At 71.1% G+C, this 13,669-nt stretch carries 12 protein-coding genes; 3 read left to right on the plus strand and 9 right to left on the minus strand.

Annotation, left to right across the window (positions count from 1 at the left end; genetic code table 11):
- The first annotated feature begins 27 nt into the window (after window positions 1-27).
- Both EOW66_RS03475 and recN read left to right on the plus strand, forming a co-directional pair.
- The gene (locus tag EOW66_RS03475) at window positions 28-876 is read left to right on the plus strand and encodes an outer membrane protein assembly factor BamD (RefSeq protein WP_164880088.1); all 849 of its coding nucleotides are present in this window, start codon (window positions 28-30) and stop codon (window positions 874-876) included.
- A 23-nt stretch (window positions 877-899) separates the two neighbouring features.
- A complete protein-coding gene (gene recN / locus EOW66_RS03480) occupies window positions 900-2,549 on the plus strand; it encodes a DNA repair protein RecN (RefSeq protein WP_128154898.1) in 1,650 nt (549 codons plus the stop codon).
- Here recN and EOW66_RS03485 read toward each other — a convergent pair.
- The 5 genes from EOW66_RS03485 to EOW66_RS03505 are packed head-to-tail and all read right to left on the minus strand — an operon-like array spanning window position 2,546 to window position 6,596.
- On the minus strand, window positions 2,546-3,727 hold the full coding sequence (locus tag EOW66_RS03485; RefSeq protein ID WP_128154899.1) for a molybdopterin molybdotransferase MoeA: 1,182 nt from the start codon (window positions 3,725-3,727) through the stop codon (window positions 2,546-2,548). The two genes, recN and EOW66_RS03485, sit on opposite strands and share 4 nt — an antisense overlap.
- Window positions 3,724-4,203: a cyclic pyranopterin monophosphate synthase MoaC gene (gene moaC / locus EOW66_RS03490; RefSeq protein WP_128154901.1), complete on the minus strand. Its 480-nt coding sequence runs from the start codon at window positions 4,201-4,203 to the stop codon at window positions 3,724-3,726. The genes EOW66_RS03485 and moaC overlap by 4 nt, the downstream gene beginning before the upstream one ends.
- Complete coding sequence (gene trpC / locus EOW66_RS03495) at window positions 4,200-4,994, minus strand: indole-3-glycerol phosphate synthase TrpC (RefSeq protein WP_128154903.1); 795 nt, start codon at window positions 4,992-4,994, stop codon at window positions 4,200-4,202. The genes moaC and trpC overlap by 4 nt, the downstream gene beginning before the upstream one ends.
- A gap of 10 nt (window positions 4,995-5,004) precedes the next feature.
- A complete protein-coding gene (gene trpD, locus EOW66_RS03500) occupies window positions 5,005-6,012 on the minus strand; it encodes an anthranilate phosphoribosyltransferase (protein ID WP_128149831.1) in 1,008 nt (335 codons plus the stop codon).
- The gene (locus EOW66_RS03505; RefSeq protein WP_128154905.1) at window positions 6,009-6,596 is read right to left on the minus strand and encodes an anthranilate synthase component II; all 588 of its coding nucleotides are present in this window, start codon (window positions 6,594-6,596) and stop codon (window positions 6,009-6,011) included. Before EOW66_RS03505 ends, trpD begins: the two co-directional genes overlap by 4 nt.
- A gap of 165 nt (window positions 6,597-6,761) precedes the next feature.
- Between EOW66_RS03505 and EOW66_RS03510 the strand changes: the two genes are divergently transcribed.
- Entirely contained in the window at window positions 6,762-8,483 is a 1,722-nt protein-coding gene (locus EOW66_RS03510) for a divergent polysaccharide deacetylase family protein (RefSeq protein ID WP_128154906.1), read from the plus strand.
- 43 nt (window positions 8,484-8,526) lie between these two features.
- Here EOW66_RS03510 and trpE read toward each other — a convergent pair whose 3' ends face one another.
- The 4 genes from trpE to EOW66_RS03530 all read right to left on the minus strand — a co-directional run bounded on the left by trpE (window position 8,527) and on the right by EOW66_RS03530 (window position 13,665).
- Window positions 8,527-10,035: an anthranilate synthase component I gene (trpE, locus tag EOW66_RS03515; protein WP_239017483.1), complete on the minus strand. Its 1,509-nt coding sequence runs from the start codon at window positions 10,033-10,035 to the stop codon at window positions 8,527-8,529.
- 10 nt (window positions 10,036-10,045) lie between these two features.
- On the minus strand, window positions 10,046-11,896 hold the full coding sequence (locus EOW66_RS03520) for a peptidylprolyl isomerase (protein ID WP_164881017.1): 1,851 nt from the start codon (window positions 11,894-11,896) through the stop codon (window positions 10,046-10,048).
- A 66-nt stretch (window positions 11,897-11,962) separates the two neighbouring features.
- Window positions 11,963-13,144, minus strand: a complete 1,182-nt coding sequence (locus EOW66_RS03525) for an aminotransferase (protein WP_128154911.1) — start codon at window positions 13,142-13,144, stop codon at window positions 11,963-11,965.
- Between the two features lie 26 nt (window positions 13,145-13,170).
- The gene (locus EOW66_RS03530) at window positions 13,171-13,665 is read right to left on the minus strand and encodes a DUF2127 domain-containing protein (RefSeq protein ID WP_128154912.1); all 495 of its coding nucleotides are present in this window, start codon (window positions 13,663-13,665) and stop codon (window positions 13,171-13,173) included.
- Between the last annotated feature and the right edge of the window lie 4 nt (window positions 13,666-13,669).

Below are 13,669 nucleotides of genomic sequence, written 5' to 3' on the forward strand. Positions count from 1 at the left end.
CCGGGCGGAATCGGGAAGAGGCAGGGCATGGCACTGGGCAGAACCGCGGCGCTTCGGGTCGGTAGTTTCGTGCTCGTCGCGGCGCTGGCCGCCTGCGGCGGCGGCTCGAACAAAGAGCCCCCGCTCGAGAATTTCACCGCCCAGCAGATCTATGAGCGCGGCGAATACGAGCTCGAGGTCGGCAATCCGCGTCGCCCGTCCGAGGCGCTGCGCTATTTCTCCGCGGTCGAGCGGCTCTATCCCTATTCGGAATGGGCGAAGCGCGCGCTGATCATGGAAGTCTATGCCCAGCACAAGGCGAAGAAATACGAAGAGGCGCGGTCCTCGGCGCAACGATTCCTCGACACCTATCCGGGCGACGAGGATGCGGCCTATGCGAAATATCTGCTCGCGCTCTCCTATTACGACCAGATCGACGAGGTCGGCCGCGACCAGGGCCTGACCTTCCAGGCGCTGCAGTCGCTGCGCGAGGTGATCGAGCAATATCCCGACAGCGATTATGCGCGTTCGGCGATGCTGAAGTTCGACCTTGCCTTCGACCATCTCGCGGCGAAGGAAATGGAGATCGGGCGCTACTATCTGAAGCAGGGCCATTACACCGCCGCCATCAACCGCTTCCGCGTGGTGGTCGAGCAGTTCCAGACCACGACGCAGACGCCCGAGGCGCTCGAGCGGCTGGTCGAGGCCTATCTCGCCCTCGGCATCACTGACGAGGCGCAGACGGCGGGGGCGATTCTCGGCCACAACTTCCAGTCCTCGCCGTTCTACGACGACGCCTATCGCCTGCTGAAGAAGCAGGGCCTGAGCCCCGAGGCGAAGGGCGACAGCTGGCTGTCGAAGATCTATCGCCAGGTGATCAAGGGCGAGTGGCTCTGACCGCGCGCGCCTGAGGGGCCGACATGCTGCGCACGCTCGACATCCGTGACATGCTGCTGATCGACCGGCTGGAACTCGAGTTCCGGCCGGGTCTGACCGTGCTCACCGGCGAGACCGGGGCCGGCAAGTCGATCCTGCTCGACTGCCTCGGCTTCGTGCTCGGCTGGCGCGGCCGGGCCGAGCTTGTGCGCAAGGGCGCCGAGCAGGGCGAGGTGACCGCGGTGTTCGAGCTGCCGGCGGGCCACGCCGCGCGCGCCGTTCTCGAAGAAGCCGGCATCCCGGTGGGCGAAGAGCTGATCTTGCGCCGGGTGAATGCGCGCGATGGCCGCAAGACCGCCTGGATCAATGATCGGCGGGCAAGCGGCGAGGTGCTGCGCGCGGTCTCGGCGACGCTTGTGGAGCTGCACGGTCAGCAGGACGACGGCGGGCTGCTGAATGCGCGCGGCCACCGTGCGCTGCTCGATGCTTTCGCCGCTCACGAGGATCTGATCGCCGCCACCCGCAGCGCCTGGAGCGCGCGGGCCGGTGCGGCAAAGCGGCTTGCCGCGGCGCAGGCGGCGCTCGCCGCGGTGAAGGAGGAAGAAGACTTCCTGCGTCACGCCGTGGCCGAGCTTGACGCGCTCGACCCGCAGCCGGGCGAGGAGGCGACGCTCGACGCCAGCCGCCGCACCATGCAGGGCGCCGAGCGCATCCGCGCCGATGTCGCCCGCGCGCTGCAGATCCTGGGCCCCGAGGGCGCCGAGGGGGCGCTGCGCGACGCCGATCGCTGGCTGCAGGGCGCGGCCGAGAAGGCAGAGGGCCGGCTTGACGGCCCGCTTTCCTCGCTCGACCGGGCGCTGATCGAGCTTGGCGAGGCGGCCGAGGGAGTGGAAACCGCGCTCGAGGCGCTGACCTTCGATCCGCGCGCGCTCGAGTCCTGCGAGGAGCGGCTCTTCGCGATCCGCGCGCTGGCCCGCAAGCATGGCGTGCTGCCCGATGAGCTGGGCGGGTTCGCGGCCGAGCTGCGCGCCCGTCTGGCCGCGCTCGATGCCGGCGAGGCGGGGATTGCCGCGCTCGAGGCCGAGGTTGCGGCCTGCGACAGCGCCTATCGTGCGGCGGCGGCCCTGCTTTCCACGGCGCGGGCCGAGGCCTCGGTGCGGCTTGATGCGGCAATGGCGGCCGAGCTTGCGCCGCTGAAACTGGAACGCGCGGTCTTCGAGACGCAGATCGCACCGGGCGAGCCCGGCCCCGAGGGCACCGATGCGGTGGCCTTCACCGTGGCGACCAACCCGGGGGCGCCCGCGGGGCCCCTGAACCGCATCGCCTCGGGCGGCGAGCTGTCGCGCTTCCTGCTCGCGCTCAAGGTCGTGCTGGCGCGCGGTGCCGATGCGCTGACGCTGATCTTCGACGAGATCGACCGCGGTGTCGGCGGGGCGACGGCCGATGCCGTGGGCCGGCGGCTGGCGAAGCTGTCGCAAAGCGCGCAGGTGCTTGTCGTCACTCACAGCCCGCAGGTGGCCGCGCGCGGCGCGACCCATTTCCGTGTGGCGAAATCGGTCAGTGACGGCATGACCACCTCGCGCGTCAGCGCGCTGAGCGCGGCCGAGCGGGTGGACGAGATCGCCCGGATGATCTCGGGCGCCGAGGTCACCGGGGCGGCGCGCGCCGCGGCGCAAGAGCTGATCGCGGGTTAAAGCGGCAGGAACTCCACCACGTCGCCCGCCTTGCGCGGGCCGTCGTTCATCGGCCGGATCAGCAGCGCATCGGCCTCGGCCAGAAGCCGCATCCGCGCCGAATCCTGGCTTTCGACCGGCAGGATCCGCGGCAGGCTGTCGCCCGGCAGCAGGCGCGCGCGCATGTAATGGGTGCGCGGGCCGGTCGGGCCGACATCGGCGCCCAGAACCGCACGGGCGGGCACCGGGCGGGCGTCGAAGCCCTGCATCTTCGCCAGCATCGGGCGCAGGAACAGGAGCGCGCAAACCGTGGCCGAGACCGGGTTGCCGGGCAGGCCGAGCAGCGCCGCCGCGCCCATCCGCCCCGCCATCAGCGGCTTGCCCGGGCGCATCGCGATCTTCCAGAAGGCGCGCTCGAGGCCCAGATCCGCCGCGACGGCGCCGACAAGGTCATGCTCGCCCACCGAGGCCCCGCCTGCGGTGACGACAAGGTCGGCCCCTTCGGCCAGCGAGAAGGCAAAGCGCAGGCTGTCCTCGGTGTCGCGCGCAATCGGCAGCATCCGCACCTCGGCACCGGCCTCCTCGGCCAGGGCCGCCAGCACGAAGCTGTTCGAGCTGAGGATCTGGTCGGGGCCCGGCACCTCGCCCGGCATCACCAGCTCGTCGCCGGTGGCGATCAGCGCGACGACGGGGCGGCGGTGCACCGAGAGCGTGGCGACATTCATCGCCGCGATCAGGCCAAGGTCGCGCGCGGTCAGCGGCGCGCGGGGGAAATATTCCATCCCCTCGGCGAAATCCTGTCCGCGCGGGCGGATGTTGCCGGCCTGTGACAGGACCGCGGGCAGGGTGATTGTGTCGCCCTCGCGCGTGACATCCTCCTGCAGCACCACCACCCCGCCCGGGGCAGGGCAGGGGGCGCCGGTGAAGATCCGCACCGCCTGACCGGGGGCGAGCGGGCCGGCATAGCCGCGGCCGGCGGCGGCCTCTCCCGCGACGCGCAGGCGCGCCCCCGGGCGGTGATCGGCGGCCGCAAGCCAATAGCCATCCATCGCCGAGGCATCGAAGGGCGGCTGCGTCAGCGTGGCGCGCACCGGGGCGGCGAGCACGCGGCCGAGCCCCGCACGCAGCGGCACCGTCTCGGCCGGCAGCGGCGCCACCAGTGCCAGAACCTTGTCGAGCGCCTCGGCCACCGGGATCATCGCGTCACCTCGTAGCGGCCGGACTTGCCGCCGTCTTTCAGCACCACGCGGATGCCCTCGATCCGCATCGACTTCTCGACCGCCTTCAGCATGTCATAGATCGTCAGCGCGGCGGTGGTGACGGCAGTGAGCGCCTCCATCTCCACCCCGGTCTGGCCCGAGGTCTTCACCGTCGCCTCGATCCGCACGCCGGGCAGGTCCGCGTCGGGCGTTAGTTCGACCGAGACCTTGGTGATCGGCAGCGGGTGGCACAGCGGAATGAGATCCGAGGTGCGCTTTGCCCCCATGATCGCGGCAACGCGGGCGATGCCCAGAACGTCGCCCTTCTTCGCGGTGCCGGCGGTGACATGGGCGAGCGTCTCGGCGGTCATCACCACGCAGCCCTCGGCCACCGCGACGCGGTCGGTCACCGGCTTTGCCGAGACGTCGACCATATGCGCCTGACCCTGCGCGTCGAAATGGCTGAGCCCGGTCATGCGGCCTCCAGAAGCGCCTTCGTCGCGGCGGTGACATCGGCCTGCCGCATCAGGCTTTCGCCGATCAGGAAGCGGCGCGCGCCGACCTCGGCCATCGCCGCCATGTCGTCGCGGGTGAAGATGCCGCTTTCGCAGACGAGATCGCGGCCCTCGGCGAGGATCGTCGGCGCCAGCCGGCGGGTGACGTCAAGCGTCACCTCGAAGGTCTTCAGGTTGCGGTTGTTCACGCCCAGAAGCGGCGATTTCAGCACCTTCAGCGCGCGCTCCATCTCGGCCTCGTCATGCACCTCGACGAGCACGTCCATGCCCCAGCCGAAGGCTGCATCCTCGAGCTCGACGGCAAGGCCGTCCTCGACCGAAGCCATGATGATCAGGATGCAATCCGCACCCCAGGCCCGTGCCTCGGCGACCTGATAGGTGTCGTAAAGGAAATCCTTGCGCAGCGCGGGCAGGCTGCAGGCGCCGCGCGCCGCGACCAGGAACCCGGGCGCGCCCTGGAACGAGGGGGCGTCGGTCAGCACCGACAGGCAGGCCGCGCCGCCCGCCTCATAGGCGCGGGCAAGTGCCGGCGGGTCGAAATCGGGGCGGATCAGCCCTTTCGAGGGCGAGGCCTTCTTGATCTCGGCAATCAGCCCGTAGCCCGCCCCGGCCTTGGCGGCGAGCGCCTGCGCAAAGCCGCGGGTCGGCGTCTGCGCGCGGGCCTCGGCCTCGAGCGTGGCGAGCGGGTGCGCGGCCTTCGCCGCCGCCACTTCCTCGAGCTTGTAGGCCTTGATCTTGTCGAGAATGTTCATCCGCGCCTCCTCAGGACATCGCGCGCTTGAGCGCCCAGAGCTTGCCGCGCGCGGCGCCCGAGTCGATGCTTTCGGCCGCCATCTGCGCACCGTCCTTCAGGTTGGTGACCTTGCCCGCGACGATCAGCGCCGCCGCCGCATTCAGGCACACCGCATCGCGGTAGCCGCCGCGCATGCCGTCCAGAAGCGCCGCGAAGGCCTCGGCATTCTCGTGCGGCTCGCCGCCGATGATCTCCTCGAACGGGTGGACCGGCAGGCCGGCATCCTCGGGATGCACCTCGAATTCGCGGATCTCACCGGCCTCGAGCGCCGCGACCCAGCTCACGCCGGCGATCGACAGCTCGTCGGTGCCATCGCCGCCGTGGACGAGCCAGGCGACCTCCGAGCCGAGCGTGCGCAGCACCTCGGCCATCGGCCGGATCCAGTCGCGCGCATAGGTGCCGGTCAGCTGGCGCTTGACCCCCGCGGGGTTGGTCAGCGGCCCGAGCAGGTTGAAGATGGTGCGGGTGCCGAGCTCGACCCGGGTCGGGCCGATGTGGCGCATCGCCGGGTGGTGGATCGGCGCCATCAGGAAGGCGATGCCGGCCTCGGCAAGCGCGCGTTCGGACACCTCGGCGCCCTTCATCACATCAAGCCCCATCGCGCCGAGCGCATCGGCGGCGCCGGATTTCGAGCTGAGGTTGCGGTTGCCGTGCTTGGCCACCGGCACGCCGGCGCCGGCGACGACGAAGGCGGTGGCGGTCGAGATATTCAGCGTGCCCTTGCCGTCGCCGCCGGTGCCGACGATGTCGATGGCGCCGGCGGGGGCGGAAATGCGGTTCATCTTCGCGCGCATCACCGCGGCGGCAGCGGCGATCTCGTCCACGGTCTCGCCGCGGGTGCGCAGCGCCATCAGGAAACCGCCCATCTGGGCGGGCGTCGCCGTGCCCTCGAAGAAGGTGGCGAAGGCGGTCTCGGCTTCCTCGCGGGTCAGGGTGCGCTCGGCGGCGATGCCGATCAGGGGTTTCAACTCGCTCATGCCGTCACCTTCACTTTCGCCTCGTCGAGGAAGTTGCGCAGCATCTGGTGGCCGTGCTCGGAGGCGATGGATTCGGGGTGGAACTGCACCCCCTCGATCAGCCGCTCCTTGTGGCGCAGCCCCATGATCATGCCGTCCTCGAGCCAGGCGGTGACCTCGAGGCAGTCGGGCAGGCTCTCGCGCTCGACGATCAGCGAATGGTAGCGGGTGGCCTGGAAGGGCGAGGGCAGGCCGCGGAACACGCCCTGGCCGGCGTGGTGGATGCTGCCCATCTTGCCATGCACGATCTCGCCCGCGCGCACCACCTTGCCGCCGAAGGCCTGACCGATGGTCTGATGGCCGAGGCAGACGCCCAGAAGCGGCACTCCGGCCTCGGCGGCGGCGAGCGTCAGCGGCAGGCAGATGCCGGCCTGCGCGGGGTCGCAGGGCCCGGGGCTCAGCACGATCGCCTCGGCGCCCATCCCCATCGCCGCCTGCACATCCATCGCGTCGTTGCGCACGACCTTCACATCGGCGCCGAGCTCGCCGAAATAATGGACGAGGTTGTAGGTGAAGCTGTCGTAATTGTCGATGAGCAGGAGCATGGGGCGTTTCCTTCTGCCGCCCGGGATCCGCGACGAGATTCAGGGGATGAACCGGGGCTTGCGTCGGGCTATAGATGCTCAGAGCAGCGCGCCGGGGTCAAGGGCCGGAGGGCGGTTTGAGGGGCCTTCGGGGGCGCACGGGACAGATTCGAGAGGGCGGAACGCATGGTTCGTGGATTGATCGCGGGGCTGGCCACGGGCGGCGTGGTCGCGGTGCTGGGGCTCGGGGCGCTGTCGCTGGTGGCGCCGCTGCCGCGGCAGAACGCGACGACCCCGCCGGCCTCGGCCACGGGCGAGGATGCGCCGGCCGCGCGTGGCGCCGCACCGCGCACGCCGCGCCTGCCTGTCCCGGCGAACAGCCCCGCGCCGATCGTGGCCGCCCCGGGTCCGACCGCCCCGGGTCCGACTGCCCCGCGTCTGGCTGCCCCGTCTGCTCCGCCCCCCACGATCGCGCCCGCAGCGCCACTCGCCGAGGCGCCCGCCCCGTCGCTGCCGCCGCCCGCGGCTCTGGCAGGCGCGGGCGATGCGGCGCCGGTTGCGCCGGCGGGCGAGGGCGTGACCGCAGCCGAGCCGGTGGTGCCGGCGCCGCCCGCTCCGGTGGCCGAGCCGGCCGCCACGCCGCTGCCCGGCACCGAAAGTGCCGCGCGGCCGGATGCGGTCGCCACCGCGCCGGCCTCGCCCGCTGCGCCCGAGGCGCCGCTTGCGATGCGCGAACCCGGGGCCGAGGCGCCGGTGCCGGTGCCGCCGCCCGGCGAGGTGGTGGCGCCCGAGCTGCCGCAGGCCGAGGCGGACGAGGCCGCCGTGGCCCGGACCGTGCCGGCGCCGGCAGCCCCCGCTGCACCGCCCGCCGCCGCCGCCGCCGCCGCCGATGACGACGCCGCGCCCGCCACGCCGCGGGCGCCCGAACCGGGGCAGGAGATCGTGCTGCTGCCCGACGGTGCGATCGTGCCGCCCGCGGCGCAGCTGCCGCGCGTGTTCAGCCCGGGGGATGCGCCGCAGGGCTTTGCCAATGCGCCCGGCACCGCGGTGAACCGGCTGCCGACGATCGGCGACGAGACGCAGGTGGCCACCGCCCCCGCGCCCGGCTTCCTGCGCCCGCCCGGGGCCGAGGCGCCGGCAGGTGCGCTCGCCGGAGGGCCGCCGCCCGCCACCGCTGCCGTGCCCGCGCCGGCCGCACCCGCGCCCCGGGGCGAGGAGGCGCCGATCCGCCGCTATGGCGCGGCCTTCACGCCCGAGCCCGGCAAGCCGCTTTTCTCGGTGGTGCTGATCGACCCCGGCACGGCGGCGGGCGGGCTGGACAGCGGCACGATCAGGGCACTCGGTCTGCCGCTGACGATCGCGATCGACCCGACCCGTCCCGACGCGGCGACCGCCGCCGCCGCCTATCGCGCCGCCGGGCTCGAGGTGGCGATCCTCGCCTCGCCGCTGCCCGAGGGTGCGACGGCGCAGGATCTCGAGGTGGCGCTCGAGGCCTGGCGCGCGGTGCTGCCCGAGGCGGTGGCGGTGGTCGAACCGCCGAAGCCCGTGGTGCAGAACAACCGGCTCCTGGCGCAGGATCTGGTGGCGGTGCTCGGCCGCGAGGGGCTGGGGCTGGTGACGCAAAGCGGCGGCACCAATGCCGCCGAACAGCTGGCGCGCGCGGCAGATCTGCCCGAGGTGCGGGTCTGGCGCGTGCTCGACGCCGATCGCGAGCGCGGCGCGGTGGTCGAGCGCACGCTCGCCCGTGCGGCCTTCGAGGCGGCGCGCGACGGGGCGGTGACGGTGATGCTGAGCGCCTGGCCCGAGTCGATCTCGGGGCTGACGAGCTGGTCGGTGGGGGCCACCGGCACGGTGAACTTTGCGCCGGTCTCGGCCCTGGCGCTGGCGCAAATGCAAAACGGGGGCTGAGCGCCCCCGTTTCCATTCCCTGCGCTGCCCGGCGGGGCAGGGCTCAGGCGTTGCCGTGCCGCACGAACAGGCCCGCGTCCTCGGCCGCCTTGCGCAGCGCCTTCGACTTGTTGACCGATTCCTGATACTCGCCCTCGGGATCGCTGTCGAAGACGACACCGCCGCCCGCCTGGATATAGAGCGTCTGGTCCTTCACCACCGCGGTGCGCAGCGCGATGCACATGTCCATCTCGCCATTTGCCGCGAAATAGCCGACGCCGCCGCCATAGATGCCGCGCTTTTCGGGTTCGAGCTCGTCGATGATCTCCATCGCCCGCACCTTCGGCGCGCCCGAGACCGTGCCCGCGGGCAGGCCAGCGAGCAGCGCCGACAGCGCATCCTCGCCCTCGGCAAGGTCCCCCACCACGTTCGAGACGATGTGCATGACGTGGGAATAGCGCTCGATGATGAATTTCTCGGTCGGGTGCACGGTGCCGATCTTCGCCACCCGGCCGACGTCGTTGCGGCCGAGGTCGAGCAGCATCAGGTGCTCGGCCAGCTCCTTCTTGTCGGCCAGCAGCTCTTCTTCGAGCGCCTTGTCCTCGGCGGCCGTCGCACCGCGCGGCCGGGTGCCGGCGATCGGGCGGATCGTCACCTCGCCCGCACGCAGCCGCACCAGGATTTCGGGGCTGGCGCCGACGATCTGGAAGCCGCCGAAGTTCAGATAGAACATGAAGGGCGAGGGGTTGGTGCGCCGCAGCGAACGATAAAGCGCGAAGGGCGGCAGCGGGAAATCCGCGCGCCAGCGCTGTGCCGGCACCACCTGGAAGATGTCGCCGGCGCGGATGTAGTCCTTGGCCTTCTCGACCGCGGCCTTGTAGCCCGCGGCGGTGAAGTTCGACACCAGCGGGCCGACCTTCGCGGTCTCGCCCATCTCGCGGCTCTGGTTCGGCGTGCGGTCGAGGTCGCGCAGCGCGTCCATCACCCGCTCGGCCGCCTGGGCATAGGCTGCCCGCGCCGACAGGCCCGAGCTCTGGAACGCCGGCGCGCAGAGGATCACGTCGCCCTTGACCCCGTCGAGCACCGCGACGACCGAGGGGCGCAACAGCACCGCATCGGGCACGCCGAGCGGGTCGGGATTGCCGCCGGGCAGCTTCTCGACCAGCCGGATCATGTCATAGCCGAGATAGCCGAAAAGCCCGGCCGCCGCGGCGGGCAGGTCCTCGGGCATCTCGATCCGGCTTTCGGCGATCAGCGCGCGCAGGCTGTCGAACGGGTGGCCCGGCAGGTCCTCGAAACGCTCCTCGAACCGCGCCTGGCGGTTGATCCGGGCCTTCTCGCCGCGGCATTCCCAGATCACGTCGGGCTTCATGCCGATGATCGAATAGCGCCCGCGGACCTCGCCGCCGGTGACGGATTCGAACATGAAGCTGTTCTCGCGCGCATCGGCCAGCTTCAGCATCAGCGACACGGGGGTGTCGAGATCGGCCGCGAGGCGGGCGAAGACGAGCTGGTTGCGGCCCTGCTGCCAGGCGCGCTCGAACTCTTCGAAGCTGGGGGAAAGAGCTGCCACGACCGCCTCCTTACTGCATCTGCGCCTGCACCGCATTGATTGCGGTGCTGTCGATGGTGAGCCCGGCCTCGGTCTCGGAGGCGCGCGCGTAAAGGTCTGCAAGATCACCCGCCATCGACTGCTCGAGCCGGGTCGAGAGCACGTCATGCACCTGCTTGGTGTCGGCGGCCTGCGGGTCGGCCTCGGTCACCTTCAGCGGCACCACGACGAAGACGGTGTCGTCCTGCGTCACCACGGCGGCGGTGCCGGGCGTGGTGTCGAAGGCGGTGGCAAGAAGGGTCGTCGGCGCGCCCTCGATAAAGCCCGAACGTTCGAGCCCGGTCGCGTTCGAGACCAGCAGGCCCTGATCGGCAAGGCTCGCCCCGGCCGAGACGGCGGCGACGATCTCCTCGGCGCGGTCGGTCTTCAGCTTCTTCAGCTGCGCCGCCTTCCAGCTTGCCAGAACCTTGTCGCGGGTCTGCGCGAAGGGGATCAGCGCGGCGGGCGTCACGCCGTCGAGGCGCAGCGCGAAGACGCCGCCATCCTCGAGCATGCCGAGTTCGGGGAAGTCCTGCTCGGTCACCTTGGCGGCGGCGGTGCGGAAGCTTTCATAGGCGGCGATGCCATCGGTGGTGTCGGGCGCCATCGAGATGTGGCCCGCCTGCATGTCGGTTTCCTTCGCCATGTCCTCGAGCGTCGCGCCCGAGGCAAGCCGGTCCTCGAGATCCGAGGTCATGTCGGAGACCATGCGCCGGGCGCGGTCCATCACCGCCTCGGTCTCGAGGTCGGGCTTGGCCTGCTCGAAGGTGGTCTCCTCGGCGGGCAGGATGCCGTTCATCTGGTAAAGCGCGGGGCCGAGGTCGCTGTCGATCGGGCCCACGGTGCCCGGTGCGGTCAGCGCGAAGACGGCGTCGCCCGCGGTGCCGAGCTCTTCCTTCGAGACCTCGCCAAGGTCGGTATCGGCGAGCGTCAGGCCGCGCTCCTTGGCGATCTCGGCAAAGCTTGCGGTGCCGGCGTCAAGCTTCTTCTTCGCCGCCTCGGCCTCGTCCCTGGTCGGGAAGACGAGCTTGTCGACAAGGCGCTTCTCGGGCTGGACGAACTCGCTCTTGCGCTCCTCATAGGCCGCACGCAGCGTCGCATCGTCGAGCTGGACCTTGTCCTTCAGCATCTCGGGGGTGAGCCAGACATAGCTGATCTCGCGCGTCTCGGGCTTGGTGAACTCGGCCGCGTGGTCGGTGTGCCAGGCCTTCAGCTCGTCCTCGGTGGGCTCGGGCAGCGCGGCGGTCAGATCCGCCTCGGTGATCTCGGCATAGGCGATGTCGCGCTTCTCGGTGACGTATTTGGTATAGGCCGCGGCCAGCGCCTCGGGCGCCTTGACGCCGCCGGCAACCGCGCCTTGCAGGATCGAGCGGGCGACGTCCGAGCGCAGGCGGGTCTCGAACTGGGTCTCGGTATAGCCCTGCTGGCGCAGCGCCATGCGATAGACCTCGCGGTCGAACTTGCCGTCGACGCCCTGGAAGCTGCGGATCGCATGAACCTGGCGGCTGACCTCGGCATTGCCGACGGAAATGCCGAGCCGGCGCGCCTGTTCGCTCACCGCGGCCTCGGCGAAGACCTGCGCCTGCACCTGGCGATCAAGGCCGAGCGCCTTCGCCTCGGCGAAGGTCAGCGGCCGGCCAAGCTGGGCCTGCGCCGCACTCATCCCCGAGCGCAGCGCGCGGGCATAGTCGTTGATCGAGATCTCGGTCTTGCCGACCGAGCCGATCGACTGCACGCGGCCCGAGAAGTTCGAGACGCCGAAGCCGCCAAGGCCAAGGACAAGCATCGCGAGCAACACCCAGACGACGACGCCCTTGCCATGGCTGCGCAGCTTGTTCGACATGCTCATTCCTCCCGGGGATCAGGCCTTTTGCGGGTGTTTAGGGCTTTGGCGGGGGCGCCGCAAGGCTCAGGGCGTCACCGTGGCAAGGCGGCGGATCAATTCCGCGATGCCGTTTGCATCGACGTTCGCGAAGGCGATGCGCAGGCCGCGATCGCCCTGCACCGTGCCCTCGGGCATGAACATCGTGCCGGGCAGCAGCAGCACCCCCGCCTCGCGCACCAGACGCCGCGCGAAATCGGGCGAGGCGTCGCGGCCCGGGTGGTCGACCCAGGCGAAATAGGCGCCGCAACCGTGCAGGTGCCAGCCCTCGAGCGCGGCAAAGCCCTCGGTCAGCGCGGCGCGGCGCGCGAGCAGCTCGGCGCGTTCGCCGGCGACCCATTGCGCGAGGTTGCGCATGCCCCAGAGCGCGCCGATCTGGCCAAGCTGGTTCGGGCAGATCGCCACCGTGTCGAGAAACTTCTCGACCTCGGCCAGACGGGCGGGCGAGGCGACGATGGCGCCGACGCGGTGGCCGGTCAGCCGGTAGGCCTTCGAGAAAGAGTAGAGATGGATGAAGGCCTCGTCCCAGTCGGGATCGGCGAAGAGGTCATGCGGCGCGCCGGTGCGGCTGTCGAAGTCGCGATAGGTCTCGTCGACAATCAGCGCAAGGCCGCGCGCGCGGGCAAGGTCGTGGAAGGCGCGCACCAGCGCGGCCGGGTATTCCGCGCCGCCCGGGTTGTTGGGCGAGATCAGCACGATCGCCTTGGTGCGCGGGGTGATCAGCGCGGCGGCCTCCTCGGGGTCGGGCAGCAGCCCGGCGCCGGTGGGCAGCGGCACCGCGCGCACCGAGGCCATGTCGCACCACATCTTGTGGTTGAAATACCAGGGCGTCGGCAGCAGCACCTCGTCGCCCGGGCCGGCAAGCGTCGCCATCACCGCGCAGAAGGCCTGATTGCAGCCCTGGGTGATCGCCACCTGGCTTTCGGAAATCATGCCGCCGTAGGCCACGGACCATTGCGCCGCGATCTCGGCGCGCAGCTCGGCCATGCCAAGCACCGGGCCGTAGAGATGGGCGGCGGGGTTGTCGAGCGCCGCCTCGGCGATGGCGCGGCGCAGCCCCTCGGGCGGCGGATCGACCGGGGCGGCCTGGCTGACGTTGAGCAACGGCCGCTCCGGCGGGAAGCTCACCCCCTCGAGCCAGCGCCGCGCCTCCATCACCGGCGGCGCGAAAGTGGCGGCAAGGGCGGGGTTCAGCGGGCTGAGCGGCATCGGTGTCTCCTGAGTGTCGCGCGACACTAGGACCGCGGCGGCAGGAAGGAAAGCCCCCGGCGGCGGCGCCATTCCTCCCAGGTCAGGGCGATCACCACGAGGTCGAGCCCGGTCAGCGCCAGCAGCACCACCGAATGGTCGAGGCTCCACAGGTGCAGCTGATAGAGGATGAAGGCGGAGAGCAGCACGATCGCCCCCGGATAGGCCCAGAGGATGCCGCGGGCGAGCAGCACGACGACGATCAGCTTCAGCCCGCCATGGCTGAGGAAATAGAGCGCGTAGAAGCTTTGCGCCTCGACCGAGAAGCGCTGCGCGGCATGCAGCAGCGCATTGGCAAGGAAATCACCCGGGTCCTCGGAAAGCTCATGTGCCGTCAGCCGCTGCGCCAGCGTGACGAGCGTGCCCTGATGCAGCAGCAAGAGCACGAGGCCGGACAGAGTCTCGGCCGCGGCCAGAAGGCCCTTGGCGAGCAGGCTCGCCTCGAAGGCCGCGTGCAGCGCCCGGCCGAGGCGGGCGCGCATCGGC

It is taken from the genome of Paenirhodobacter huangdaonensis (genome assembly GCF_004022465.1).
GTDB lineage: Bacteria > Pseudomonadota > Alphaproteobacteria > Rhodobacterales > Rhodobacteraceae > Rhodobacter > Rhodobacter huangdaonensis.